The sequence below is a fragment of the Coprothermobacter proteolyticus DSM 5265 genome, from assembly GCF_000020945.1.
Classification (GTDB): Bacteria; Coprothermobacterota; Coprothermobacteria; order Coprothermobacterales; family Coprothermobacteraceae; genus Coprothermobacter; species Coprothermobacter proteolyticus.
Genome location: NC_011295.1, coordinates 902,992 through 927,568, shown reverse-complemented (window position 1 = coordinate 927,568; position 24,577 = coordinate 902,992). Strand labels below are relative to the sequence as shown.

Here is a 24,577-nt window from a genome sequence, read left to right as displayed (position 1 = left end):
CGGTCTTTGCGTTTGCAAGGCAAGAAGAATTTTTCTCGTGTTTATAAAGAGGGCAGCGTGGTTCGCTCAGACTACGTTGTTGTGTATTTCTTGCCGGCTTCTGAGCAAAGAGTGGCAGTTGTGGTGAGCAAGCGTTTTGGCAACGCAGTAAGGCGTAACCGCATACGGAGGCTACTGTTAGAAGCATGGCAGGAGAACCATGACCACCTGCCTTCTGGTTACTACATTATTCTGCCCCGTTCTTCACTACTAAGTGTGGAGGAGAATGTTTGGCGGAGCAAGGTGAAGGAGCTTTTCCATGAATGGCAATGGGCTAGCGGTAAAAACAGTCCACATTGTTCTGCAGTTCTATAGAATGGTGCGCCAACTGGTTTTGCCCGGTCCTGTGTGCAGGCATACCCCGACGTGTTCCGTGTACTGGGAACAAGCAGTGGCAGAACACGGTTTGTTTTGGGGCTCAGTCCTTGCCTTCAAACGCGTCCTTACCTGTAATCCACTTTTTCCAGGGGGCTATGACCCCGTACCGAAGAAAGGAGACGTGAAAGTTCTATGGTTCAAAGTATAAGCAATTTCTTTAGTATGATCCTTAATTGGTTATATTCTGTGGTACCCAACTATCCGGTGGATATCATCCTAATGACCATTTTGCTCAAGCTGATTTTGGAACCCCTTACTTACCAGCAGCTGCGTACCAGCTTCGTTATCAGCCGCATCCAGGGTGAGCTCCAAGAGATTGCAAAGAAGTACAAGAATGATCCACAGCAAGCGGCTCAGGAGCAGTCTAAGATTTACAAGGAACACGGTGTGAATCCGCTTATTGGTTGTTTGTTGCCCCTTTTGCAAATCCCCATATTCTTTGGGCTTTACGGCTCGCTTGTCCAGAATCCCAACTTCAAGGGCTTACCGTTCTTGTGGGTTCCTGATATTAGCAAGCCTGACCCAACGTGGATCACGGTTATTGCCATGGTTGTGGTGACTTACTTCCAGTTCAAGTTTACAAGTCAAGCAACCACTGACCCTGCCATGCAGCGTCAGCAGAACATGATGATGTGGATTTTTGTTATCATGATAGGTTGGATTGCCCGCAGTTTCCCATTTGGCGTGGCTTTGTACTGGATGGCATTTTCTCTCATAAGCATTTTAGAGTCCTTCATCATACGCAAAATGGTTGAGAGGCAGTTCGCCGAAAAGAACGCTGCAGCTGCTCAGAAATGATTTTGAGCCTCAGTGCGGGTTTTTTGCTATCAGAACACATCGGTGAGATGTGAAAAGAGTAAGTATTCAGCAAAAGGAAGCGGGGCAGTGCTAACGCACTGCTTTGTTCTGCCTTTTTGTGAACAAACAGGGGAGGTGCATATTGGTTATGGAGTTCATCGGAGAAAGCGTTGAGCAGGCTTTAGAAAAAGCCAGACAGTACTTTGGATCAGATGAACTGGAATACGAGGTGATTTCTGAAAAGAGGGGACTTCTGCGTAATGAAGTAGTCATAAAGGCATGGGTAGTTTCCCCTGAATCGGTTGCTGAGCAGTTGGTAACCGCACTTCTTAAGGCCATGGGCAAAACAGGTAGTGTTCATGCTGAACAAATGGATGATCAACTTCACATAAGTGTGGACGGCGAAGATCTGGGCATACTCATTGGAAAGCATGGTTCTTTTCTGGATACCTTTGAGGGGTTCGTGCGCTATATCATACGTGTACGCTTTCCGGAAATTGCTCACGTAGATGTGGATGTCATGAATTACAAGCAAAAACGTATCCGCCAGCTGGAGGACATGGTAGAACAAAGCGTGCAAAAAACAAAAAGAACAAAGCGTCCAGCAACATTACCTCCCATGCTAAGATGGGAGCGCCGGGAAGTGCATCGCATCGTTAGTGAAAAGTATCCCGCTTTTGAAAGCAAGAGCACTGGCTATGATCCAAACAGGCGGGTGCAAATATTCTTGAAAACAGCTGGCAATTCAGGGGAGCGAGAAGAGGGAAGTAAGGGCAGTAGTACCAATAATGCCAAAAGTGGGGAGAGGGAAGATGAGTAGAAGTAAGATTGGCGTAGTATTCGATAGCTCAGCGTATGCGCCAAAGCCACTGGAGCATACCAGAGTAGTGGAACTGCGGGTCAACAAGGGTGACAGAAGTTACAAGGAACTTACGGAAATTGATTGGGATGAGTTCTACAAAGACCTACGAGAAAAGAAAAATATTCCAACTACTTCAGCTGCACCCATTGAGGAAGTGAGAAGTGCCATAAATGAGCTTCTTGATGAGGGCAACGATAACGTCATCGGCATTTGGCTATCTAAACACTTCTCCGTCACCTTTGAGGAAGCAAAGATGTTGGAAAGCGAATTCAACGGCAGATTCATTGCACTCGATACAAAGTTAGTAGCGGCAGGACCTTATCGTATGATTTTGGAAGCTCTTAAAGCCATCGACTTGGGCTGGTCTTTGGATGAAGTGGTGAATCACGTGATTGAGGTGCGTGATGCTTATCAAACCATTTTTCTTGCATCCATTGAGCATTTGGCAAAGGGCGGTAGAATCGGGAAAGCCCAAGCTTTGGCTGGCAATCTGCTTCACTTTCAGCCACTCTTGTTTGTGGATGACGGCATGGTGAATTCCTACAAAGTGGTGCGAGGCAGGAAGGCAGCCATTAAGGAAATGCCTCAGTTCATGATAAAGAACTTTGGCCATGAACAGTTGTTTTTGGACATTGTGTGGTCGGACAATTTTGATGAGGTCAGCGTGCTGGAGCAATTCTTAGAAGAGAACGGCATGAAGCGGCAAGACGTACTTAGGCTGGGTCCTGTTATCGGCACGCACTTGGGACCAGATCTTCTCGCGTTGTTTGGTGTGCCTACAAAAGTGATGCTTTGATAACACAACGTTGGTTCCGTTGTGCCAGCGGGGGAGCAGATTCGTTTGCTACATGGCTTCCCACTAACGCTTAAAGGTGTGTGTATATATATGTGTGGTAACATATGCAGCTAAGTGTTTGTAAGAAGGCGTTGTCGATGATACGGATTTGCAGTACAATCGGCACTAAAGGCAGTAAATAGTGATAAAAAGATGGAACTCATAAAAAAAATATTTTACAAAATTAGTAAGGACGATTTGGGATTCTTTGCAGGTGCTTTTTCTTACTTCATGTTCTTTTCAACTGCGGCACTTACCCTGTTTTTGTTCTTGCTTTTTGGGGAACAGGTAAGTTTTTCAGTGCTCAAGTACTTATCACCCGATTATGAGGCACTGCTAAAGCCTGTGATTACTTCCCTGACCATAAGTGCAAGATGGTCATGGTTTCTCCTCATTCCACTGGCTTGGGGCAGCACCAATGTTTTCGCTTCGCTGGAACATGCTGCCACGGTCATTGCTAAACGAGAAAGGCGTTCCACCGTGACAATTAGGCTGCTTTCTTTTGCTTTTATACTCATCTTGGCTTTTTCCGTGTGGGGTTATACCGTGGTGGGCCTGTTCTTGGAGCATTTACCATCATGGATTTACAACCTTTTGTTTTACGCAGTTCTGTTTAGTGGCTTCAATGTGTTTTTGGACGGCCACGTGAATACCAAATATGCTTTGGTTGTTGGTGCAGGTCAGTCTGTCATTTGGTACGTGGTTAGCAAAATTGTTAATTTCTACATAAAACAGGTGAGTACCAGCATTGTCTTCAAAGTGGCATCAGCCATACCAGTGGTGCTTTTCTGGTACTACGTACTGGCTTATGTGATCCTACTTGGTTGGGAGCTGCTTTCTTTAATTGGTAGTAGTCAAAATAAGAACAGTTCTACTGTCCATGATGATAGGTCTTAGCAGGCAGCTACCAAACAGGGTTCAGCCCGCTGATAAACAGTTCAAGCAGCTTTCACGTGCCTCAAAAAGCGGTGTTCCAAAATGAAAAAGTGAAGGTGGCCTATATGGTAGGCGCTGACTGAAGATCCTTTGCAGGCTGCATATTACTGCTATGTGTGCTACCTGCTCCCTTAGTTAAATGCAGGGGATCTTGTAAAGCTGACAAGCATGGGGCAAACTCATAGTATTATTAAGTTTATGAAGAACACAGACGAAATTCTCATGAATACTGTTATTTCCACAGCTTTGAAAGCTGGGGACATTTTAAGGACGGGTTTTAGGCAGCGCTTTGAAGTAGAGCAGAAGTCGGCTCATGATCTTATCACTGAGTACGACACAACGGTTCAGCAGTTCATTGTGGAACAGCTAAGCAAGGCGTTCCCCGGTGCAGGTTTTGTGGCTGAAGAAGAGCATTTTTCTACCAAAGGAGACCCATTGCTGGTTATCGACCCCTTAGACGGCACGAACAATTTTGCCATGGGCATACCCCAGTTTTGTGTAAGCATAGGCGTTTTCACAGGAGAGAGGCAGCCTAAGGCTGGTGTGGTGTACAACCCCGTTTTGGAGGAACTGTATCATGCTCAAGTAGGTAAAGGCGCTTATCTAAATGGTGAGCCCATACATGTAACTCAAGAGCCGCTCAAAGACACATTGGTTGCCACGGCTCTGCCTTTTAAGTTTCGCGATAAGGTGGACTGGATTACCCAGCTGCTTTTGCACGTCTACCCTGAGGTAATGGACATAAGAAGGTTGGGCTCCGCGGCGTTGGATATTTGCTACACAGCCGCCGGCATCTTCGGTTTGTATTTCGAATACGGGATAAACGCTTGGGATACAGCAGCTGGCGTCTGCCTGCTTAGGGAGGCAGGCGGCGTGGCATTGGATTTTTCTGGCCAGCCTTACGACCCTTTTACTTCCAAGAGCATTGTGGTTGGACCATCTGCGCACGTGGAACGGGTACTGCATTTGTGGCGTGAGAGCGGTGTTCAGCTTGAAGGGTGAATATGGGGTGTGATTGTTTAGAGTATGAGCGCTAGTCACGGTGGAACAAGCCATAACAAAAGCAGTAATGCTCTGAAGACCATTGAAGAAATAAGAAAAGGAAACATAAGAGACCTTTACGTGCTAACAGGTGAGAACGATTTTCTGAAGGAAAGGGTTGTTTTCTGGCTACGCGAACAAACTAAGGCTGAAGTTGTGCGTGTGGACGCAGAAAACATGGACGTTCTGCGTTCTTTGACCAGCTATTCTCTGTTTTCTCCCATGCGCGTCATTGTGGTGGAACTTCCAGCAAAGAAAGTCATTCGCGATGCCATGATAAGTGCTGTTTCATCTGGGAACTTAAGTGGCGTTGTGGTGGTCATGGGGGATGCAAAGATTCCTGGTGCCGAAGTAGTGGAGTGCAAACCCTTGGCAAAGAAGCAAGCTGTTTCTTGGATTGTGGCGGAGTTCAGGTTACATGGTGTTAGGTGTGATCTTGAGGTGGCTGAACAGCTTTTGGATCTGTGTGACGGCGACCTTTGGTCTGCTTACACCGAGATTGAAAAGCTGTCTTTGGTGACAAAGAAAGTGACCATGGAGCACTTGCAAACCTTTGTGGTAGGCAGCATGGTTAAGGGTAACTATTTTGCTCTCATGGATGCTTTGCAAGCGGCTGATGAAAAAAGAGCCCAACTTGAAATGGGCAGTTTGCTTGAGCAGGGGGAAGCACTCCAGCAAATCTTCGTTTTTCTTTACCGCATTTTCAGCTTGGCGTGGAAAAGCAAGGAGTTCAACATGGATAACAAAGCTGCTTTGGCTCAAGCGGCTGGTAGGAGCCCGTTTTTTGTGATGCGGTGCATGGAGGTTGGAAAGTGGTACAGCTTGGAAGCACTTAGAAACATAATCAGTGCTTTTTTGCACCTGGATTTGATGATAAAAACAGGAGAAATCGACGAGCAAGGCGCTGCTGGGAAACTGATGCAAATCATGTTCCCCAAGAAGAGGGAGGCGATTAGGTAATAGCATGTTAAGAAGAATTGGTGTAACGACGCTGATTTATTGGTGTCCTTTGTATTTGGATTATTCAGCACAACTACCAATTGCGACCACGGGTGTGGCTGATCAATTTGGTTCTGCGGTGCATGAGCTCATTTACAGGATGCTATCGGGCGACCACAAGGGCCTATTTGATACGGAGGAAGATTTAGCTTGGTCTGTGCTGCTGGAATCATTTCCGGGAGCAGTGGAGTCCTCTTTTACTGAGCAAGTGGTCAAGGAAATGCTGAACATGGCAAGAGCTGCTAAGCGTTTCGCCGAGAACTACAACCCGAGTCAGTTCGAAGTGAAGTTTGAATACGGCTTCGGCAGTGACGACATGCTTGTCATAGGCATAGCTGATGCTCTGGGTGAAAATTTGGTATTGGATTGGAAAACAGGCAGTTTCATGGCAGAAAGCCACCGCCAGCAGGTTAAGATATACGCTACCATGCTTTGGCGCTTAGGACTTCTTCAGCTTCCAGCCACCCTGGGAGTGGTTTACTTGGGCAAAGCTGGTGTGGAAGGCTCACAGGCTGAGTCAAATGTGTTTCAATTTAGCGAGGCAGAAGCAGTGGTGGTGGAGGATTTTGTCCAGCAGTTCCTACAGCAGTACAGCTTAGGAAACAGGCGTCCACGGATTTCAGATCACTGCTCATTTTGCCCCTACGGCAGATGGTGCCAGAAGACCGTAAAAGACGTTCAGACCAATCAGGCACTACATGAGCTGTGGCGTCTTCAAGAGCGAGCAGGCTTGATTCAGAAACAGCTTGCTCCGGGATTCACAGAAGGCGTACACCTGACTGAGGACTTTGTGGTGGAAAAGAAAGGCAGTTTCTATTTGAAAGTGAGGCGGAAGAATGGGACTTGAACAGGGGCTTACCCACGTTTACACGGGTAATGGTAAAGGAAAAACCAGTGCGGCTTTGGGCTTGGCTTTAAGGGCTGCAGGCCGTGGTTTAAGGGTTCTCTTGGTCCACTTCATGAAAGGCCCTTCCTTTAGCTATGGTGAAGATGTCTCCTTGTCAAAGGTTGCTGGAGTTACGCAGGTTCGTTTTGGCACTGATCACTTTGTGGATCCCAAAAACCCGGATGTGACTGACAAAGAAGCTGCACAGGTGGCACTTGCCTTTCTTAAATTCCAACTGAGTTCGGGATTCTATGATGTTGTCATTGCTGATGAACTCAATGTGGCAGTGGCGTTTGGGCTGGTGAGCGAAGATGAAGTGGTAGAACTCATAAAGAGTAAGCCACCCAAGGTGGAACTGGTTATAACGGGCAGGTATGCCACGGAGAATATTAAATCCATGGCTGACTACGTCACCGTTTTTGAAGAGGTAAAACATCCATTTCAGCAGGGCATAAATGCCAGAGAGGGCATTGACTACTAAAAAGTGTTTTTTTTTTGACTGGCTGCTCTTTTTGTGTTGTCGTATGTGGAGTACCACTTGTGTAAATGCTCGCATCTGTTTTCCCTTCTTTTTTTGGCGCTTTCTTTTTGTGTGGGTTTGTGTAGCATTTAAGCCTGTTTAGTTTGCATACTTTTTCGTCTTTCTTTTTTTGTTGTTGTGTGTATGCGTGTGTACTGGTTTTCTTTTTTGTTTTAAAATGGTGTTAAAAGGAGGTAATGTGATATGGAAATCAGAGCACCCAGGGGCAACAAGTTAACCTGCAAGAGTTGGCAGACTGAAGCCGCCATGCGTATGCTCATGAACAACTTGGATCCTGAGGTGGCAAAGGATCCTGCCAACTTAATTGTTTACGGAGGTACTGGTAAAGCCGCTCGTAACTGGGACTGCTTCTACAAGATCGTGGAAACCCTTAAGACCTTGGAAGAGGATGAAACACTTTTGGTGCAAAGCGGAAAACCTGTAGCCGTGTTTAAGACCCATGAGTGGGCTCCGCGTGTACTCATTGCCAACTCCCTGTTGGTGCCTAAGTGGGCTGACTGGGATTATTTCAGGGAATTAGAAGAGCGTGGACTCATCATGTATGGTCAAATGACTGCGGGCTCTTGGATTTACATAGGAACTCAAGGCATTCTCCAAGGCACTTACGAAACGTTCTACTCAGCTGCCCAGCATTATTTCGGTGGTAGCTTAAAGGGTAAGCTGGTGCTCACAGCGGGATTAGGTGAAATGGGTGGCGCTCAACCACTAGCCGCTACCATGGCTGGTGGAATCATGCTAGCTGTGGAAGTTAACCCGTGGGCCATTGACCGCCGTATTAAACATGGTTACCTGGATAAGAAAGCTGAGTCGCTGGATGAAGCATTACGAATGGTTGAGGAAGCCAAAGAAAAAGGAGAAGCAGTGTCCATTGGACTGCTGGGCAACGCTGCTGACGTGTTTCCTGAATTGGTGAAAAGGAACATTATCCCGGACATTGTTACTGACCAAACAGCTGCTCACGACCCCTTAAATGGTTACATACCTTCTGGCTACACCGTGGAAGAAGCTGCAGAGCTTAGAAAATCCAACCCCGAGGAATACTTGAAACGTGTAGGCGAATCGGTGGTTAAGCACGTGGAAGCTATGGTAGAAATGAAGCGCAGGGGAGCCGTGGCTTTTGAATACGGAAACAATATTAGGAAGTTGGTTGAGCTAAACGGTTACAAAGATGCTTTTGAAATTCCTGGTTATGTGCCACTTCTGGTTAGGCCGCTGTTCTGTGAAGGAAAAGGGCCCTTCCGTTGGGTAGCACTCTCAGGGGATCCAGCTGACATTTACGAAACAGATAAGCTTTTGCTTGAACTGTTCCCAGAAGATGAGCATTTGCGAACGTGGATTGATATGGCACAGAAGAGGGTTAAGTGGCAGGGTCTACCAGCTCGCATATGCTGGCTTGGTTATGGTGAGCGCGACAAAGCAGGTGTCATGTTTAACTACTTGGTGAAGACAGGCAAGGTGAAAGCGCCCATCGTCATGGGCAGGGATCACCTTGACACGGGCTCTGTGGCAAGTCCGTACCGTGAAACGGAAGCCATGCTGGATGGCTCAGATGCCATAGCTGATTGGCCCATACTTAATGCCATGCTCAACACTTCGTCTGGTGCTACGTGGGTTTCTGTACACCATGGCGGTGGAGTGGGCATTGGTTACTCCATTCACGCTGGACAAGTTACGGTGGCTGATGGAACCGATTTGGCTGAGAAGAAGATAAGAAGAGTACTAACTAACGACCCTGGGATTGGCGTGGTTCGTCATGCTGATGCGGGCTATGACATAGCAAAGCGTGTGGCCAAAGAAAAAGGCATAAGAATGCCCATGGAAAACTTCGAGGAGCGTGAACAGTAGTGAAATTGATTGAGTGTGTGCCGAACTTCTCCGAAGGCAGACGTCAGGAAGTCATGGATGCCATTGTAAACAGCATGAAGGAATCAGCAAACGTGATCATCTTGGACGTGGAAGCTGATCCTTCTCACAACCGCATGGTGGTTACCATGGTGGGTGAACCACAGCAAGTACTCAGCGCCATGAAAAATGGTGCTCGCAAAGCCGTAGAACTTATTGACTTGAACCAGCACCAAGGTGAACATCCGCGCATTGGAGCTGTGGATGTGGTTCCATTTGTCCCGCTTTTCAATGCCACCATGCAGGAATGCAATGAGCTTGCGTTGGAGTTCGGGCAGTGGATGTGGGACGAACTAAAAGTGCCTGTGTACTTGTATGCTGAAAGCGCCAGAATGCCTGAAAGGAAGAGGCTTCCCAACATAAGAAAAGGTGAATTCGAGGGTCTAAAGGAAGCCATTAAAGAGCCAGAGAGGCACCCAGACATTGGAGAGCCTGTGATTCACCCCACAGCGGGCGCCACTGCGGTAGGAGCACGAAATTTCCTAATCGCATTTAACTTGTATTTGAACACAGCTGATAAAGGCGTTGCTGACAAAATAGCCAAGGCGGTACGGGAGTCCAGCGGTGGTTTGGTAAACATACAGGCAAAAGGCATGTTCATTGAAGAGAAGGGCTTAGCACAAGTCTCCATGAACCTTCTGGATTACACAAAAACACCTTTGTACCGCATAACTGAATTGGTAAAGCTGGAAGCCAGACGCTTCGGGGTGGAGGTCGTGGAGGGCGAGCTCATAGGTCTCATGCCACTTGGTGCTGCTTTAAATAGCTTAAGTTATTACCTGCAAATACCCAAGCTGGACGCAAACCAGATTCTGGATGTGGCAGTGCTTTCGAGGTTAGCAGAGAGTCAAGATGATGAACAACAACAATAATAAGACTTATAAAGGCATTGGTTCTAAAAAGACTGTTATCCTTGGTGCCCATGTGGTGTCCCCCAGCGCCATGGAACTACTACCAATGGAGGATATGCCACTCCTGGATAAACGCGACCAAGTCATTGTTATTGAAGAAGGTGTTATTAAGGACATTGTTCCTTCTTCTGAGGCTCCTTTTGGTGAGGAGTGGGAAGTATACGATGTTAGGGGTGCTGTGGTCATACCAGCACTTACAGAGTGCCACACTCATGCCATTTTTGCAGGGGACAGAGCAGCCGAATTTCATGCTCGCATACAGGGAGAAACGTACCACGACCAGCAAAAGAAGGGCGGCATTAATGCCACGGTGAGTGCTACCAGGAATGCCAGTGATGAAGCGCTCCTTCGTAACCTGGAATACTGGCTTCGGGTATTCCTTAGGCAAGGCGTTACCACGTTGGAAGTGAAAAGTGGTTACGGTCTGAACCACGAACAGGAGATAAGGCTGCTGCGTATCATAAGCGAGGTAAAACAGCAGCAGCAGGCACTTGTTGAGGTGGCTCCCACTTATCTGGGAGCCCACGCTGTGCCAAAAGATGCAAAGAGCCGACAAGATTACATCGAGGAAATGGTCATGAAAACCATGCCCGTGGTTAGAAATGAAAACCTGGCAGACTTTGTAGATGTGTTTGTGGCTTCTGTGGCCTACACTGTGGAAGAAGCAGACTTCATTTACAATGCAGCACACAGGTTGGGGTTTAGTCTGAAAGCTCACTTGTGGGAGCTGGAACATGATAACAGCTGGAAACTGCTGGAGAAATACCCCTTCGTTTCCGTGGACCACTTGGATTTTGCTCAAAGAGAGGATCTGGAAGTTGTGTTTGCCAAGGGCACTGTGCCTGTGCTTCTGCCCCTGACGGCTTGGCATCTGAGTTATGACATAAGGAGAACTTACGACCTTATCAAGGATTTGAAGGGGTACTTTGCCATTTCCACGGATTTCAACCCGGGAACAAGCTTTTCACCCTCGCCCTGGCAGGCCATCACCGTGGGTCACATTGAATTCGGTTTACCCATTTTTGAGCTGTTCTTCGCCTCCACCGTTTACGCTGCAAAAGCGCTGGGACTTAGTGATAGGGGGGCAATACTACCAGGCAACAAGGCTGACCTGGCTGTCCTTAGTGTGCCCAGCTTGGATTGGTTAGGCTATCTTCACGGTATAAATCCAGTAGATATGGTTTTCAAGAATGGAAGTCCAGTCCAATAATCGATAGGAGGAACGGCGCATGAATTTGTCGGAAGTTGTGAAACAGCTGGGCATTAAAGAGGATTACCTCATTCCCTATGGCGGTTATGCTTACAAGGTGGATTTAGGTGCACTGGGCGAGCAAAAAGGAAAACTGGTCTTGGTTACGTCCATAAACCCTACTCCTGCTGGAGAGGGAAAAACCACTACAGCAATTGGCTTGGCAGATGCATTAGCTGCATCAGGCAAAAAAGCCATTGTCACACTGCGAGAGCCCTCTCTTGGGCCTGTATTTGGTGTCAAAGGTGGTGCTACTGGTGGGGGAAAGGCTCACGTGGTGCCTTCTGACAAGATTAACCTGCATTTCACCGGCGACATGCATGCGGTCACAGCTGCCCATAACCTCATAGCCGCCATGCTGGGCAACCACATCTATTACAAGAAGCAGCCCCTTGTTGATACCACTAAGGTGTGGTGGAAAAGGGCCTTGGACATGAATGATCGCGATCTGCGTAACATTGTGGTTGGCTTGCAGGGCAACGGTGTACCACGAGAAGACGGCTTTGAAATCACAGCAGCATCTGAAATCATGGCAATTATGGCTCTGAGTGAGAACTTTGGGGATTTTCAGCAAAGGGTGCAAAGAATTGTGCTCGGAGTTACCATGGACGGCAGTCCGCTAACCGTGGCTGATCTGAAGGCAGAAGGAGCGGTTACTGCTCTCATGGTAGACGCCTTGAAACCAAATCTGGTCATGACAGCAGCTGGCACGCCTGCTTTTGTGCACGCAGGCCCCTTTGCGAACATTGCTCACGGAACCAATAGTGTGGTTGCAACAAAGATGGCATTGACCTACGCCGATTATGTGATAACAGAAACAGGCTTTGGTTCTGACTTAGGTTTTGAGAAGTTCATGGACATCGTGGCTCGTGAGCACAGTTTGATTCCAAGTGCGGTGGTACTTGTGGTCTCCATTAGAGCCATTAAGCACCATGGTCAAGGGCAGGATTTGGACGCCATGGATCGCGGTTTTGAAAATGTTTTGGCACACATTGAAAACATAAGGAGCTTTGGTTACGATCCAGTGGTTGCCATAAACGTATTCCCTGATGATAGCGAAGAAGAAGTCAAGCGTCTTCAAGAGCTTCTCGATGAAGTTCATGTGACTCATGCTGTGAGCACTGTGGCATTGGACGGTGCACAGGGCGGTATGCCGTTGGCTGAAGCAGTAGTGGAAAAGGCCCATAAGTTTACAGCTAACCCCTCGTACGCTTATGAACTTGAGGACAGCATTGAACAAAAGGTGGAAAAGATTGCAAAGAACGTTTACGGTGCCAAGGCTGTTGAGTTTACCAGTGAAGCCAAGAAAAAGCTTAAGTTGGTGGATAAGTTTGGCTTAAGCCGTCTGCCTATTTGCATTGCAAAGACTCAGTATTCACTGAGCGATGATGCAAACCTTTTGGGCAGACCAAAAGACTTTGTCATAACCATTAGAGACATAAAGATTTCTGCTGGAGCTGGCTTCATAGTGCCTTTAGCTGGCAGCGTGATGACCATGCCTGGACTTCCAAAAGTCCCGCAAGCTCAGGAAGTTAGCGTGGATGAAAAGGGAAATGTTCAGGGGTTGCTGGGATAAGGACAAAGGCTGTTAAGCACGCACTGATGACATAGTGGTCTCTGAGGGCGGCAAACGTGCCGCCCCAATGAGACCAAGAGGTGATTTACGTAAACCCATTCATGGATGGGCAAAAGTGTTTTAAGTTTTGTCTGAGTCCGAAGGTGGTCATCTTTTTCCTCTGTCCACCCAAGCCTTTTTGATATGCGTTGGACATGGGCATCAACGGCAATATCGGGAATTCCCCAACCGAATGCACGTACTATGGCTGCACATTTTGGTCCAATGCCAGGAACCTGTGTTAGCTGCTTCGTGGTTTTTGGAACACCCCACTTTTCGATGTAACAAGCTGCATCTCTGACGTATTTGGCTTTCTGCCGGTAGAAACCAACGGGTTTTAGTATGTTTTCAAGATCAGTCAAATGCGCCTGACATAAGCTTAGTGGTGTGGGGTAAAAGGAAAAGAGTCTGTCAGCTGTGGGGTAGGTTATTTCATCTTTGGTACGAGCTGACAGTATGCAACTAAGAAGTACTCTTGTGGGATCGTTTTTGGCATAGGGATCAAAAGTATACGTTTGTGCAAGCAAATGAACTACTTCTTGTGGCGGAGCAAATCTTTTATGTATATGCATATTCATTTTCCTATACCTAACAGGATTATAATAGCACTAACGAGTGACGGGAGGTGATATTCATTTGAACAACAACAATGGGACACGCGAGATCACATTGACTGCATTGTCAGCTGCTTTTGTCACTGTGGCAACCATGCTCATAAGGATTCCTCATCCACTCACCAAGGGGTACATAAACATTGGTGATGCTGCAGTAATAGCCGTGGCTATGGTGCTCGGGAAACGCTTAGGTTGGCTTGCAGGTGGTTTGGGCAGCGCTCTAGCTGACCTGCTGGGGGGTTATGCTCACTGGGCACCTTGGACTTTCCTAATCAAGAGTGCGGAAGGTTACATTGTGTCAACCAGCGACGTGAAAGCAAAGTTTGACTGGCGCTGGGTTGTGGGCCCCGCTGTGATGGTTTTGGGCTATTTTGTGGTGGAGATTTTCATGTACGGGACGGCAGCAGCTTTAGCAGAGATTCCTGGCAACGCATTCCAGGGGTTGGTAGGTGCCATTGTGGGACCATTACTTGGAAAGGCTTTTGTGGGAGCATTAGGAGGTGCAAATAGATGATGACTACACAGGAAATCATGGAACTGGCAATGGAAATGTCTCAGCTGGAGGTCGAACCAGCTGACTCAGGCATATACGTTGAAGGGCAGGGTATCAAAAACGTCTTTTTTGGTATTGATATTGGCGTGGAAGAACTGCTGTGGGCAAGACAACAGGGTTTTGATTTGGTCATAGCACATCATCCACCCAATGCAGCACTACGCTATGAAGATATTTACAAGAGGCATGCCACCTTCATGATGCAGGCAGGCATACCGGCTGAGGAAGCTCACAGCGCCATTGCTGATAAACTGGTGGATCTGCACATTCAGTCGAAAACAGAGAACTTCACACGCGTTGTGGGCATGGCGAAGCTACTGAATATGCCTTTTATGAACATTCACGCTCCCATTGACGAAATTACTCGTAAAACACTTCAAAAGACTATTGATGATATGCTCCCAGCCACAGTTTCTGATATTGTTCATGAAATGAATCAGATTGATCCGTTTCCCCACAGTCCTGTGAAAGTGGAAGCTATTATGGGCGATCCACAGCAGAAGGTTGATAGACTGCCCGTGCTCATAGGAGCCTTCACCAATGGTGGGTACCATATTGCAAAAGTGTGGTTCGACCATGGCTTCCCTGGTGTGGTTTATATGCACATTGCTCCTCAGGAGTTCCAAAAGCTTAAAGTGGACTTTCCTGACCGCGTTTTAGTGCTTACAGGTCACATGCCTGGTGATTACGTAGGTGCATTAATTTTCCTTAGGGAGCTTAAAAAGAGGGGCATTAACGTGGTTTCTGTTGGTTTTCATGAGCTTATTTGAATTCACAAGAACAAGGTAAGATACCAGTTGTAAATGTAACTTCCAAAAAAGTATGTAATAAGGGTTCCAGCAAACATGATTGGGGCGAAGGGCAAAGGTGTCTTTCGCTCCATTTTGTTTAAGCCAATTAAGCTCAGGCCAACGATGGTACCTAATGCGTAAGTTGTAACAAACCACACAAGCAGCAGATGGGGTGAGAGCATTAAACCCACGGCGGCTGCATAGAACACGTCGCCCATGCCAAAACCATCAGGAACAATCAAATGAATGATTAGGTGGATTAAGAAGAGGGAAAAAGCACCTGTGAGAATGAACCACTGATATGTGTAAGTTCTACTTAATACGAGAACTGCAATCAACGGAAGGATGAGCACTTCTGGGATGAGCATGGTCTGCAGGTCAATCCAGCTTATTGCTATGGAGAAGCACACAAAGATGATGAAAAAGATCATCTCTGGCAAAGGTAGGAAACTTGCCACGGCGAACAGTAAGCCAGTAATGGTTTCAACTACGGGATACTGCCAGGATATGGGCTCACCGCAGTACCTGCACCTGCCTTCCAAAAACAGGTATGACAATATGGGAATGAGGTCCCATGGGGCTAATTTGTGATTGCACTTGGGGCAGTGGCTGGGTGGGAAAGCAATGCTCTCATTTCGCGGAAGCCTGTAAATTACTACATTGAGAAAAGAGCCTACCACGGTGCCCACAACAAAAAACAGTAAAGCGTTTACCCACATGAGATAATTGTAACTTGTATGGTAGGAGGCAAGATGGTACTAAGGTTGTATGCTGGAGAAGCAGAAAAGTTGGAGAAAATCCTTCTTCAAGAGGGAGCTCAGAAGAAGGGTAGTAACTTAGTTATTAATGGTGTGACCTTGAGTCTGTACAAGAGAAAACTAGTCATAAATGCAGAAGACCATGCTTTGGCACGATTCATTGTGGGTTTTTTAACTCCTATAAAGCCCCATGGTGGATCTGATGAAGCTGGTAAAGGAGACCTATTTGGGCCCTTAGTAGTTGCAGGCACTTTCTTGGAGGATCAATTGGCCATGCGCCTTGCCATTGACAGCAAGGAGCTATCCAATGGTGCTGTGGAAAAGCTTGCGCAGTTTTTCAAAAGTAAATGTCAGGTTGTAATTGAGCAAGTTTTGCCCCATGAACTAACCTCGAACATGAATGCTGTTTTGCTTAAGCTTCATCTGAACGTTTATGAAGAGCTGGACCACTGCAGGCCTTTTTATGTGGATGATTTTGGCGCTACTGCGCAGCTACGCAGTCATGGGCTTGTTCCTATTTACCGTGGAGAGGTTATACCAGCAGTGGCTGCAGCTTCAGTAGTGGCTCGGGCAACGTTTCTTAATTGGCTTAAGGAGCATAACCTGCCTGCGGGAAGTAGCCGAGAAGCTCAACAGGTTGCAGTAAATATTGCCTCAGAACAGGGGTGCTCCGCTTTAAGAAACGTTGCTAAAGCGAATTTTTCCTTAGTCAGACGGCTTTGTGTTGGTGGTGAACAGAATCTTTTCTAACCAACGGGTCACTTTGGTGTGGGTAGCATCCTTCGGTGATAGTGGTTCCACTTTTATGAATTTAAGGTTGTTCCATTTGGCGTAAAGCCCGTCAGTGAAAAACTGGTCACCTATGACTACAGCTGGTTTATCTTTGGGCACACGTCTTCTGAGTACCAGCCATGATATGGGTAGCGGTTTCATGCACATTCCATAAGCTGGTACATGTAAAGTCTTCCTTATAATCTTTGCTCGGTAAGGTTTCGTATTGCTTATGACCACAACGGTGAAATGCCTTTTTGCTTTGCGCATCCATTCAGCTATGTCATCAGGAATGTTGTCTTCATCATAGGGCATCAGTGTGTTGTCCACATCCACAACTAAAGTACCCACACCGTCACTTATTAACATGTCAAGAGGAATGTCGCTAACGCGACTAAAATAGGCAGTGGGCTCGAGATTCATCTGCTCGGCTTAAGCAGCCAGACCTCCATTTGACCGGGCAGTTCTTTTATGTCCACCTCTGAACGGAAAGATTTTATGATGTTCGATGGGAAGTGACTTAGGAAATCTTCCACGCCGGTTATGGGCCACGTTTGTGTTTTTGCTGTCTTGAAGTGCATGGGCAGTACGATATTGGGCTGTATTTTCTGGACCACGTCATACGCTTCATTTGCATCAATGGTGTAAAAACCTCCTACTGGAACCATGAGTATGTTCACTCCTTGCAAGAATTTCTCTTCTTTTTCGCTTAGTGGCCTTCCTAAATCGCCCAAATGAGCTAAGGTGGTTTTGCCATCCGACATCTTGAATATGATATTCTCTCCTCTTTGAGCACCACCTTGTTTGTCGTGAGAGCTAAGGAGACCTTCCACGTTTAGGTTACCAAAAACGTACTTCCCAGGTCTGTCTACAACTTTAAACTCTCCTTTTAGATCGCCCGTGTAGTTGTGGTCATCATGGTGGTGGCTCACCGTAACAATGTCAGCCTCCACATTTTGCGCGGCATAACCCCCCTCACCAAACATGCCTTTGTTGTAAGGATCGGTTACTATTCTTTGTCCGTTCCAGTCAATGTAAAAGCAAGAGTGACCCAAATATGTGATACGCATAATGCCATCCCCTCCTTTGGCCTTGTTAGTAGCCTATAGCCTGTATATATTGTTTTTACCATAAACGTTCTTTGTTTATCCACTTTAAGGCACAATGCTAAGCACATGTAAATTGGATATTGACGTGTTATTAAATAGCTATTGTGGAGTATAATTTTACACAGGAGGAATTCTTTGTGTATGAAAGTGGTGAGGGGATGAATAATTCTGAGCTCCTTTTGGATGAAGAAGTGCTGAAAAAGTTCTATTATGAACCCCACAATTTAGGTAACCACCGTATTTATAGAAGAGTTCTCATAATGGAAAAAGGCGGCCTGCTTGGGCGCATAGCTGATTACAAGCTCCTTGATTTTATTGTTCCTGGTATGACTTTAGAAGAGCTTCTTCCCCTTGTAAAGCCCATTAGTGATGTTATGATGCAAAGGTTTTTGCTTCCCGGAGAAGGAAAAATGATCAAGAAATCCTTTGGCTGGGGTCTAAAGGGCTGGGCTTACATTGGGTTTTTGGAAGGTGAGGAAAAGGTTCTAGACGATTTAAGGGAAGAGTTTAGAAGGGCTCTAAAGCCTTATTCAGAGGGCTTTGGGTAGTTATACACAGGTTGCAGTGTTTCATAAAAGGGGAGGTGAGTTTTAATGGCGTTGACGCTTTTTTTGGTAGCCGCAGTCTTGTTTATCGTTGCTTACATTGTTTATGGCGGCTATCAAGAGAGAGTGTATGAACTGGACAGTAGTAGAAAGACTCCAGCCGAGGAACTGTACGATGGCATTGACTACGTTCCCACTCATCCCATGATTCTTTTGGGTCACCACTTTTCCAGCATAGCTGGTGCAGGCCCCATCGTTGGACCAATTACTGCAGCGAACTTGTTTGGGTGGCTGCCCGCTTACTTGTGGATCGTTATTGGTTCCATTTTCTTCGGTGCCGTTCATGACTTTGGCGCCATAGTGGGTTCCATCAGGCACAAAGCTCTCAGTATTGGTGAGCTGGTCAATGAGTATGTTGGGCATCGTGGAAAGATTCTTTTTAACTTATTTGCGTGGCTTACGTTGGTCTTGGTGGTTGCAAACTTCCTTGAACTTGCTGCAGGCTCCTTTGCTGGTGACCCTGCTGTGGCTTTCAGTGCTGTGGTGTACATTGTACTGGCAGTCATTTTTGGCTTGCTGGTTTACCGCTACCACTTGTCCATCTTGTGGGCTACCATCATCTGCTTGCCTTTTGTCATCGGTGCGCTCTTCTTTGGCAACAGTTCTGCGTGGGTGCAGTCAACGTTTGTGATGAGTGCATCTACATGGCGATGGATTCTCATCTTTTACATTTTCTTGGCTTCAGTTCTTCCCGTATGGATTCTGCTTCAGCCTCGTGATTATCTTTCTTCTTGGTTCCTGTATTTTGCCATCATCATTGCAACTATCGGTATCCTATTTGGCGGACACGTTTTGGATGTGAACCTTCCAGTTTACAAGGGGTGGTATGCAGGCGGTAACAACTACTTATGGCCCATGCTGTTCATTACCATTGCTTGCGGAGCCATAAGTGGTTTCCACTCCTTGGTGGGTAGTGGTACAACGGCAAAACAGCTTAGGAATGAAAAAGACTCCAAGCTCATTGGCTACGGTGGCATGCTTCTTGAAGGTTTGGTAGCTGTCATTGCTTTGATCACGGTTATGAATGCTGGTAAAATTCTTGCCCCAGTTGAAGGTGCAGCTCCAAACCCGCAGTACACCTTCGGTGTGGGTTTCTCGAAGTTCTGGTCAATTTTTGGTCTGCCAGCTAATGTAGGTATTTCATTTGGTATGTTCACTATTAACACGTTCATTTTAACTACCTTGGATACAGCTACGAGGCTTGGACGGTTCCAACTTCAGGAATTAACAGGAAACAGGTTGGACCGCTACACTGCTACCATAGTGACCTTAATTGCCATGGCACTGCTGGTGTTTATGAAGACTGGAGATCAGCCAGTATGGGCAGTAATTTGGCCTGTGTTTGGTTCTGCAAACCAGCTGCTGGCAGGTTTGGCACTTCTTGCTGTAACAGCTTGGATAATGAAGGGACTGCACAAATCCGCTTGGTTCACTGCTGTCCCCATGGTCTTCATGATCATTACCACAATTGCCGCTTTGTTCTTGCTTGTGCGTTCTAACATAACTAAGACTGCTACGTTGCCCTTGGCAATCGTTGCCATTGTGCTCATCATTTTAGCTGTTTGGCTTGTAGTCGAAGCTTACAATGCTTTGGTGAAGAAGAATGCCTGAGAAAGGCAGCTTCACAGGGAAGGATTTTGGAGGCGCCAAACGGCGCCTCCTTGTTTTCTTTGAACGGCCGGGAAATACTACGAGCTGTGCAACTATTGACTTGCGTGACATGGGTGATGTCTCGGTTCACGCATACAGCGACGACCCTGACCAGCTCGCTGCCGTATTGCGGTACATTCACGAGAAGTATCCAGAGGTGGAAGTGGAACTCATTGACCCGAGAAACTTCTTCTATTTTTGGTATGTTGCTAAGCACCACATAAAAGGTGGTAAAGCCACTTGGATTTACAATGGGCGTAAAGTATTCGAAGGGATACCGTCCTTTGAGGAAGTGGACAGAATGCTAATGCAAGAGCAAGAATGAGATGCGAGCAGTGTTGTCAGGGTTAAGCTTTATTATCACTGTGGTTGGCATGCTTTACAGTGGTAATTTGGCTATGCTATAATAACAATGCTCGTTGGGGGATCGTCTAACGGGCAGGACACGGGACTCTGGATCCTGTAGTGGTGGTTCGAATCCACCTCCCCCAGCCAGTAGTAATAGTAAGAAGTGGCCTCGTCGTATAGTGGTTAGTATACCGGGCTCTCAACCCGGAGGTGCGGGTTCGATTCCCGCCGAGGCTACCAGTGTGTGTGGGGCCGTAGCTCAACTGGCAGAGCCACCGGCTCATAACCGGAAGGTTCCAGGTTCGAGTCCTGGCGGCCCCACCACAAGTTGGCCCCATCGTCTAGAGGCCTAGGACATCACCCTTTCAAGGTGGAGGCGGGGGTTCGAATCCCCCTGGGGCCACCATTTTTAGTTTCTTAACATTGGTTTCAACGAAAAGTTGCCCGGGGGAGTAGTGCGTGGTATAATTTTCAATTGGCACTTCTATTGGAGGGTGATGCATTTTGACTGCCAGAAAGAAAATATGGGAAGTCAGCGGCAAGGTCAGTAAGCCAACATTGAGTGAGGTTCCATATCCCGATTTCCTGGAAGCCAAGAAGAATTCCTGGAATTGGTTTGTCACCGAAGGTCTGCGAGAGTTATTTAATACGTATTTTCCCATCGAGGATGCTAAGGGACGTTGGCGCATAGATATATTAGATTATTATTTTGAGAATGATGTGGCTGACGAAACCGGCAACCCCATCAATACCCCAGAGGACGCTATAAGGGAACACGCCACTTATGCCAAAAGGCTCATTGTAAAGGTGCGTGTGCACAACAGCGAGACAGGGGAAATAGTAGAGAAAGAGCACGTTTTGGGTAAAAGAATACCTTGGATGACAGATTCAGGGGATTTCATAGTGAATGGTTCTAGGAGGGTAACTCTGAACCAGCTAGTGAGGTCACCTGGAATTTACTTGGAAGCAGATGGTTCACTTAGGAGAATTTCTCTCATACCCCAAAGAGGAACTTGGATCGATATTGAGTATGATGGTAAGAATCCACTAAGCATTGTTTTGGATAGGCGCTCCAAAAAGCTTAATTTGGCGACGTATCTTAGAGCTTTGGGTTATATGTCAGATGATGAGATTAGAACAAGACTTAAAGACAGTGCTTTAAAGTGGATAGAGTTTTTCCTAAACGATGCTGGTTTTGACAACAAGAAGCTGTTTGTGTCACAAAATCTTGTTTCTTACTTTAATTACTTGCGCAGTTATTATTCTTCTACAGCACAGACCGTTTCAGAGTTTAGGAATGTACTTGAAAACTTGGATGTGGATGATCAACTCTTGGAAAGATTGGAAGAATACAATGTAGAAAGCGTCCTAGATGAAATCGCAGAATCCTATGCTTCTCAGTATAGTGGTTTGGAGATACTAAACATTTTCAAAACGATTGTGGACGAAAATCTCAAGCTGTTAATTGATAAGACCATTGACGGGGATACATCTATAAACATTTTCACGGTTTCCACTGTGTGGGACCAAATTGTTGCTGCTTTAAGAGAAACTGAACTTTTGGAGGATGTTCTGGATAAAGACGGCTCAGTAGTGGTTCGCGCTAATTCACCCATGAGCACAAGAGATGTAGAAACATTCTTCAAGTCGCATGTGATTCCCATGGTCAGATCAGGTAAATACGACATTAAAGTCAAAGTTCCTGTTCGCGGTCAGATGAAAGCCTATGAAGGTTGGGTCATCGCCGATGATGTGGAAGTGGATGGGGAGAGCGTTGAAGGACGCGCATTAGATCCTGAACTGGCCAAAAGTTTAAGAAAAGTAAGTGACTTTGTGACTTTGCAGGTTCCTATAAAGAGGTTCTTCCAAGGCAGCGCTTTTGTTGAGTTGGAAAAAAGAAGAACAGGCGAAACACTTTCTGAAAGAGAAGCAGAAAGACGATTCAGACAATTACTATTTGATCCAAAAAGAAACCAAATTGGTCGTGTGGGTGCATACCACATTGAACACCGTTATGGCATAAAAGTGGAAGATTCTCTAACCGATGAAATGCTCGCGGAACTCGGCGGCATATTGCTGGCTTACTGCATTGGCTCTACCATGCCCGATGATATTGACCACCTTAGCAACAGGCGTGTTCGTGCTATTGGCGAGCTCTATTATGAGGTATTTGCCAATGCCTTTGAGCGCTTGGTTAAAACAGCCAGAGACGAGATGATTAACCAGCAGAAAGAACCTGAGCTCAAACTACACCGTGTTTTGGCTCAGAACATATTGACTCAGTACGTTTGGCGTTTCGTGAATCCATCTGAAGTGCATCAGCTTTTGGAGTACACGAACCCGTTAACAGAAATAACCCATAAGCGTCGTGTGACTGCCATGGGGCGTGGTGGACTTAGTCGTGAGCACGCCAGTATTGAAGTTCGTGACGTTCATCATACACACTATGGTAGGCTGTGCCCCATTGAGACACCAGAAGGACAGAATATTGGACTCATACTATCTTTGGCGACGTATGCCAAGCTCAACGAGCATGGGTTCTTGATAACACCATATAGGCGTGTGGTCAATGGTGAAGTAACTGATGAAATCGTTTGGATGGACGCTTTGGAAGAGGAAAAGGAATACATTGTTCCAGCGGACACTCCGTTAAATGGAAGAAAAATAAACGTGGACAGAGTACTTGCCAGACACAGAAGTCAATGGGTTGCAGTGGATAAGGATCAGATAACACTTATGGATGTCAGTGTGACTCAGCCATTCTCAATTTCCGCCTCACTGGTGCCTTTCTTGGAGTCAGACGACGCCATACGCGCGCTCATGGGTTCCAACATGCAGAGGCAAGCTGTTCCACTGATCAATGCTGAATCTCCCATTGTGGCTACAGGTATGGAAAAGCATGTGGTGGAGTCCTTGGATTATGTCATAAAAGCGAATCAAGATGGCACGGTTTCTTATGTGGATGGCAAACAAGTAAAGATTAAGGCAGAAGATGGCTATGAAAAGACTTATCAACTAAAAGTTTTTGATAGAACAAACCAAGATACGGTGGTTCATTTCCGACCCAAGGTAAAGCAAGGGCAGAAGGTTAAGAAGGGCGATGTTTTGGCTGAAGCCATAACCTCTGATAATGGAGAACTAGCTTTAGGCCGCAACGTTTTAGTCGCTTTTATGCCTTGGGAAGGTTACAACTACGAAGACGCCATACTCATTAGTAAGCGTCTGGTCAAGGATGATGTGTTTACCTCAGTGCACATACGCGAATACATGGTAGAAGTGGCAGAGCTTAGCAGAGGTAGATCTGAAGAGATCACTTACGACTTACCAGATTCCGTCTCCGAGCAGGAGAAAAGATACTTGGATCCTGAAACCGGTATTGTTATGGTGGGTACCGAGGTCAAACCTGGTGACATCTTGGTTGGTAAGGTAACCCCAAAAGAAGAAGAAGATAAATCCATTGAAACGAAACTGCTTAGTGCCATTTTTGGTGAAAAACTGGACAAAGTTAAAGATACATCTCTTCGTGTACCACCTGCTGAAGGTGGAATCGTTGTTGATACTCAGATTTTGCGAAACAGCGAAACAGGAAAGATAAAAGCTGTGAAGGTGTTTGTGGCACAGAAGAGAAAAATCCAGCCTGGAGATAAGATGTCTGGTAGACACGGCAACAAGGGAGTGGTTTCCAGAGTTTTACCCGAGGAGGATATGCCCTTCCTGCCAGATGGCAGACCCGTGGACATCGTGCTCAACCCACTGGGTGTTCCTTCCAGAATGAACATAGGTCAACTTTTGGAGCTGCACTTGGGGTTGGCTGCGAAAGTTCTGGGCTTTAAAGTGGAAGTACCCATATTCAGTAATTTCGGTGTAGAAGGCGTAAAAGAATTGCTTAGAGAAGCTGGGCTGCCAGAAAACGGCAAAGTGGTTCTGCGCGATGGAAGAACAGGAGAAGAATTCCTATCCGATATAACTGTGGGTTACATGTACATGATGAAGCTTATTCACATGGTAGAAGACAAGTGGCATGCACGTTCAACTGGTGATTATGCATTGGTTACTCAGCAGCCACTTGGTGGTAGAGCACACTTTGGCGGCCAAAGGTTGGGAGAGATGGAAGTTTGGGCGCTGGAAGCCTATGGAGCAAGCTATGTGCTTCAAGAAATGCTAACAGTGAAGTCAGACGACGTGGAAGGAAGAAAGAAAGCCTATATTGCTCTGACACGCAACCAACCATTGGAGCCACCGCAACTTCCTGAATCCTTCAAGGTGCTTGAACTGGAACTCAAGGCGCTCGGATTCATGGTGGAGAAGCTTGAGACAGAGAAGAAAGAAAAAACTTTGGAGATACCCGGTGTGTCTCTCCCGAAGTTCACTACTGAAGAGGAGTGA

General features: G+C 46.5%; 25 protein-coding genes and 4 tRNA genes. 25 read left to right on the top strand and 4 right to left on the bottom strand.

Annotated elements, in window-relative coordinates; translation table 11 throughout:
- The first annotated feature begins 12 nt into the window (after nt 1-12).
- The 14 genes from rnpA (at nt 13) to COPRO5265_RS04905 (ending at nt 12,953) form a co-directional block, all read left to right on the top strand.
- On the top strand, nt 13-354 hold the full coding sequence (gene rnpA / locus COPRO5265_RS04965) for a ribonuclease P protein component (RefSeq protein WP_041735732.1): 342 nt from the start codon (nt 13-15) through the stop codon (nt 352-354).
- On the top strand, nt 299-565 hold the full coding sequence (gene yidD, locus COPRO5265_RS07485) for a membrane protein insertion efficiency factor YidD (protein WP_012544461.1): 267 nt from the start codon (nt 299-301) through the stop codon (nt 563-565). Before rnpA ends, yidD begins: the two co-directional genes overlap by 56 nt.
- Nucleotides 550-1,215 carry a YidC/Oxa1 family membrane protein insertase gene (locus COPRO5265_RS04960; protein ID WP_012544731.1) on the top strand — a complete coding sequence of 222 codons (666 nt, stop codon included), beginning with the start codon at nt 550-552 and terminating at the stop codon, nt 1,213-1,215. Before yidD ends, COPRO5265_RS04960 begins: the two co-directional genes overlap by 16 nt.
- Nucleotides 1,216-1,363: 148 nt before the next feature.
- Nucleotides 1,364-2,035, top strand: a complete 672-nt coding sequence (locus COPRO5265_RS04955; RefSeq protein ID WP_012544097.1) for a Jag family protein — start codon at nt 1,364-1,366, stop codon at nt 2,033-2,035.
- The gene (locus COPRO5265_RS04950) at nt 2,028-2,873 is read left to right on the top strand and encodes a DegV family protein (protein ID WP_012544585.1); all 846 of its coding nucleotides are present in this window, start codon (nt 2,028-2,030) and stop codon (nt 2,871-2,873) included. Before COPRO5265_RS04955 ends, COPRO5265_RS04950 begins: the two co-directional genes overlap by 8 nt.
- Nucleotides 2,874-3,065: 192 nt before the next feature.
- Nucleotides 3,066-3,809, top strand: coding sequence for a YhjD/YihY/BrkB family envelope integrity protein (locus COPRO5265_RS04945; RefSeq protein ID WP_049750682.1), 744 nt, complete (start codon nt 3,066-3,068; stop codon nt 3,807-3,809).
- 237 nt (nt 3,810-4,046) lie between these two features.
- On the top strand, nt 4,047-4,850 hold the full coding sequence (locus tag COPRO5265_RS04940; RefSeq protein WP_236608189.1) for an inositol monophosphatase family protein: 804 nt from the start codon (nt 4,047-4,049) through the stop codon (nt 4,848-4,850).
- A 24-nt stretch (nt 4,851-4,874) separates the two neighbouring features.
- Nucleotides 4,875-5,849, top strand: coding sequence for a DNA polymerase III subunit delta (gene holA, locus COPRO5265_RS04935; protein WP_012544177.1), 975 nt, complete (start codon nt 4,875-4,877; stop codon nt 5,847-5,849).
- Nucleotides 5,850-5,853: 4 nt separating this feature from the next.
- On the top strand, nt 5,854-6,735 hold the full coding sequence (locus tag COPRO5265_RS04930) for a PD-(D/E)XK nuclease family protein (protein ID WP_012543544.1): 882 nt from the start codon (nt 5,854-5,856) through the stop codon (nt 6,733-6,735).
- A complete protein-coding gene (locus tag COPRO5265_RS04925; protein WP_012544138.1) occupies nt 6,725-7,255 on the top strand; it encodes a cob(I)yrinic acid a,c-diamide adenosyltransferase in 531 nt (176 codons plus the stop codon). The genes COPRO5265_RS04930 and COPRO5265_RS04925 overlap by 11 nt, the downstream gene beginning before the upstream one ends.
- 243 nt (nt 7,256-7,498) lie before the next feature.
- Complete coding sequence (gene hutU / locus COPRO5265_RS04920) at nt 7,499-9,160, top strand: urocanate hydratase (RefSeq protein ID WP_012544625.1); 1,662 nt, start codon at nt 7,499-7,501, stop codon at nt 9,158-9,160.
- The gene (gene ftcD, locus COPRO5265_RS04915) at nt 9,160-10,089 is read left to right on the top strand and encodes a glutamate formimidoyltransferase (RefSeq protein WP_012543909.1); all 930 of its coding nucleotides are present in this window, start codon (nt 9,160-9,162) and stop codon (nt 10,087-10,089) included. The genes hutU and ftcD overlap by 1 nt, the downstream gene beginning before the upstream one ends.
- Nucleotides 10,070-11,338, top strand: a complete 1,269-nt coding sequence (gene hutI / locus COPRO5265_RS04910; protein ID WP_012544437.1) for an imidazolonepropionase — start codon at nt 10,070-10,072, stop codon at nt 11,336-11,338. The genes ftcD and hutI overlap by 20 nt, the downstream gene beginning before the upstream one ends.
- A gap of 19 nt (nt 11,339-11,357) precedes the next feature.
- The gene (locus tag COPRO5265_RS04905) at nt 11,358-12,953 is read left to right on the top strand and encodes a formate--tetrahydrofolate ligase (RefSeq protein WP_012543927.1); all 1,596 of its coding nucleotides are present in this window, start codon (nt 11,358-11,360) and stop codon (nt 12,951-12,953) included.
- Here the strand turns inward: COPRO5265_RS04905 and COPRO5265_RS04900 are convergent.
- Nucleotides 12,935-13,570 (bottom strand): endonuclease III domain-containing protein, encoded by a 636-nt coding sequence (locus COPRO5265_RS04900; protein ID WP_143708103.1) that lies wholly within the window; start codon nt 13,568-13,570, stop codon nt 12,935-12,937. The two genes, COPRO5265_RS04905 and COPRO5265_RS04900, sit on opposite strands and share 19 nt — an antisense overlap.
- A gap of 58 nt (nt 13,571-13,628) precedes the next feature.
- On the opposite strand from COPRO5265_RS04900, the gene COPRO5265_RS04895 reads away from it, so the two are divergent.
- Both COPRO5265_RS04895 and COPRO5265_RS04890 read left to right on the top strand, forming a co-directional pair.
- On the top strand, nt 13,629-14,120 hold the full coding sequence (locus COPRO5265_RS04895) for an ECF transporter S component (RefSeq protein ID WP_012544574.1): 492 nt from the start codon (nt 13,629-13,631) through the stop codon (nt 14,118-14,120).
- Entirely contained in the window at nt 14,117-14,929 is an 813-nt protein-coding gene (locus COPRO5265_RS04890; RefSeq protein ID WP_012544293.1) for a Nif3-like dinuclear metal center hexameric protein, read from the top strand. The genes COPRO5265_RS04895 and COPRO5265_RS04890 overlap by 4 nt, the downstream gene beginning before the upstream one ends.
- 2 nt (nt 14,930-14,931) lie before the next feature.
- On the opposite strand, the gene COPRO5265_RS04885 is transcribed toward COPRO5265_RS04890, so the two are convergent.
- Nucleotides 14,932-15,669, bottom strand: a complete 738-nt coding sequence (locus COPRO5265_RS04885; protein ID WP_012544049.1) for a prepilin peptidase — start codon at nt 15,667-15,669, stop codon at nt 14,932-14,934.
- Nucleotides 15,670-15,687: 18 nt separating this feature from the next.
- Here COPRO5265_RS04885 and COPRO5265_RS04880 point away from each other — a divergent pair, with 18 nt between their 5' ends.
- Nucleotides 15,688-16,458, top strand: a complete 771-nt coding sequence (locus tag COPRO5265_RS04880; RefSeq protein WP_236608188.1) for a ribonuclease H family protein — start codon at nt 15,688-15,690, stop codon at nt 16,456-16,458.
- Here the strand turns inward: COPRO5265_RS04880 and COPRO5265_RS04875 are convergent.
- Together COPRO5265_RS04875 and COPRO5265_RS04870 are read right to left on the bottom strand one after the other, a co-directional pair.
- On the bottom strand, nt 16,414-16,902 hold the full coding sequence (locus tag COPRO5265_RS04875) for a YqeG family HAD IIIA-type phosphatase (RefSeq protein WP_012544448.1): 489 nt from the start codon (nt 16,900-16,902) through the stop codon (nt 16,414-16,416). The genes COPRO5265_RS04880 and COPRO5265_RS04875 overlap by 45 nt on opposite strands.
- Nucleotides 16,899-17,549, bottom strand: a complete 651-nt coding sequence (locus tag COPRO5265_RS04870) for an MBL fold metallo-hydrolase (protein ID WP_012543643.1) — start codon at nt 17,547-17,549, stop codon at nt 16,899-16,901. The genes COPRO5265_RS04875 and COPRO5265_RS04870 overlap by 4 nt, the downstream gene beginning before the upstream one ends.
- A gap of 143 nt (nt 17,550-17,692) precedes the next feature.
- Between COPRO5265_RS04870 and COPRO5265_RS04865 the strand changes: the two genes are divergently transcribed.
- From COPRO5265_RS04865 to rpoB, 8 genes are all read left to right on the top strand, one after another.
- A complete protein-coding gene (locus COPRO5265_RS04865; RefSeq protein ID WP_236608187.1) occupies nt 17,693-18,136 on the top strand; it encodes a hypothetical protein in 444 nt (147 codons plus the stop codon).
- 45 nt (nt 18,137-18,181) lie between these two features.
- Nucleotides 18,182-19,804, top strand: coding sequence for a carbon starvation CstA family protein (locus COPRO5265_RS04860; protein ID WP_012544560.1), 1,623 nt, complete (start codon nt 18,182-18,184; stop codon nt 19,802-19,804).
- Nucleotides 19,797-20,168: a hypothetical protein gene (locus COPRO5265_RS04855; protein WP_012543925.1), complete on the top strand. Its 372-nt coding sequence runs from the start codon at nt 19,797-19,799 to the stop codon at nt 20,166-20,168. The genes COPRO5265_RS04860 and COPRO5265_RS04855 overlap by 8 nt, the downstream gene beginning before the upstream one ends.
- Before the next feature lie 95 nt (nt 20,169-20,263).
- Nucleotides 20,264-20,338, top strand: a tRNA-Gln gene (locus COPRO5265_RS04850).
- 18 nt (nt 20,339-20,356) lie between these two features.
- Nucleotides 20,357-20,431, top strand: a tRNA-Glu gene (locus COPRO5265_RS04845).
- 8 nt (nt 20,432-20,439) lie between these two features.
- Nucleotides 20,440-20,515: transfer RNA gene (locus COPRO5265_RS04840), tRNA-Ile, on the top strand.
- 6 nt (nt 20,516-20,521) lie between these two features.
- Nucleotides 20,522-20,597, top strand: a tRNA-Glu gene (locus COPRO5265_RS04835).
- Nucleotides 20,598-20,695: 98 nt separating this feature from the next.
- Complete coding sequence (gene rpoB, locus COPRO5265_RS04830) at nt 20,696-24,577, top strand: DNA-directed RNA polymerase subunit beta (RefSeq protein WP_012544609.1); 3,882 nt, start codon at nt 20,696-20,698, stop codon at nt 24,575-24,577.

Excerpts from the sequence above, each read along its gene's own strand:
- COPRO5265_RS04940 (WP_236608189.1), top strand. The coding sequence starts at position 4,047 with ATGAAGAACACAGACGAAATTCTCATGAATACTGTTATTTCCACAGCT.
- COPRO5265_RS04870 (WP_012543643.1), bottom strand. The coding sequence starts at position 17,549 with ATGCGTATCACATATTTGGGTCACTCTTGCTTTTACATTGACTGGAAC.
- yidD (WP_012544461.1), top strand. The coding sequence starts at position 299 with ATGAATGGCAATGGGCTAGCGGTAAAAACAGTCCACATTGTTCTGCAG.
- COPRO5265_RS04950 (WP_012544585.1), top strand. The coding sequence starts at position 2,028 with ATGAGTAGAAGTAAGATTGGCGTAGTATTCGATAGCTCAGCGTATGCG.
- COPRO5265_RS04930 (WP_012543544.1), top strand. The coding sequence starts at position 5,854 with ATGTTAAGAAGAATTGGTGTAACGACGCTGATTTATTGGTGTCCTTTG.
- COPRO5265_RS04855 (WP_012543925.1), top strand. The coding sequence starts at position 19,797 with ATGCCTGAGAAAGGCAGCTTCACAGGGAAGGATTTTGGAGGCGCCAAA.
- hutU (WP_012544625.1), top strand. The coding sequence starts at position 7,499 with ATGGAAATCAGAGCACCCAGGGGCAACAAGTTAACCTGCAAGAGTTGG.
- COPRO5265_RS04925 (WP_012544138.1), top strand. The coding sequence starts at position 6,725 with ATGGGACTTGAACAGGGGCTTACCCACGTTTACACGGGTAATGGTAAA.
- COPRO5265_RS04905 (WP_012543927.1), top strand. The coding sequence starts at position 11,358 with ATGAATTTGTCGGAAGTTGTGAAACAGCTGGGCATTAAAGAGGATTAC.
- COPRO5265_RS04955 (WP_012544097.1), top strand. The coding sequence starts at position 1,364 with ATGGAGTTCATCGGAGAAAGCGTTGAGCAGGCTTTAGAAAAAGCCAGA.
- COPRO5265_RS04900 (WP_143708103.1), bottom strand. The coding sequence starts at position 13,570 with ATGAATATGCATATACATAAAAGATTTGCTCCGCCACAAGAAGTAGTT.
- COPRO5265_RS04960 (WP_012544731.1), top strand. The coding sequence starts at position 550 with ATGGTTCAAAGTATAAGCAATTTCTTTAGTATGATCCTTAATTGGTTA.
- COPRO5265_RS04885 (WP_012544049.1), bottom strand. The coding sequence starts at position 15,669 with ATGTGGGTAAACGCTTTACTGTTTTTTGTTGTGGGCACCGTGGTAGGC.
- COPRO5265_RS04945 (WP_049750682.1), top strand. The coding sequence starts at position 3,066 with ATGGAACTCATAAAAAAAATATTTTACAAAATTAGTAAGGACGATTTG.
- holA (WP_012544177.1), top strand. The coding sequence starts at position 4,875 with ATGAGCGCTAGTCACGGTGGAACAAGCCATAACAAAAGCAGTAATGCT.
- COPRO5265_RS04890 (WP_012544293.1), top strand. The coding sequence starts at position 14,117 with ATGATGACTACACAGGAAATCATGGAACTGGCAATGGAAATGTCTCAG.
- hutI (WP_012544437.1), top strand. The coding sequence starts at position 10,070 with ATGATGAACAACAACAATAATAAGACTTATAAAGGCATTGGTTCTAAA.
- COPRO5265_RS04875 (WP_012544448.1), bottom strand. The coding sequence starts at position 16,902 with ATGAATCTCGAGCCCACTGCCTATTTTAGTCGCGTTAGCGACATTCCT.
- COPRO5265_RS04880 (WP_236608188.1), top strand. The coding sequence starts at position 15,688 with ATGGTAGGAGGCAAGATGGTACTAAGGTTGTATGCTGGAGAAGCAGAA.
- COPRO5265_RS04860 (WP_012544560.1), top strand. The coding sequence starts at position 18,182 with ATGGCGTTGACGCTTTTTTTGGTAGCCGCAGTCTTGTTTATCGTTGCT.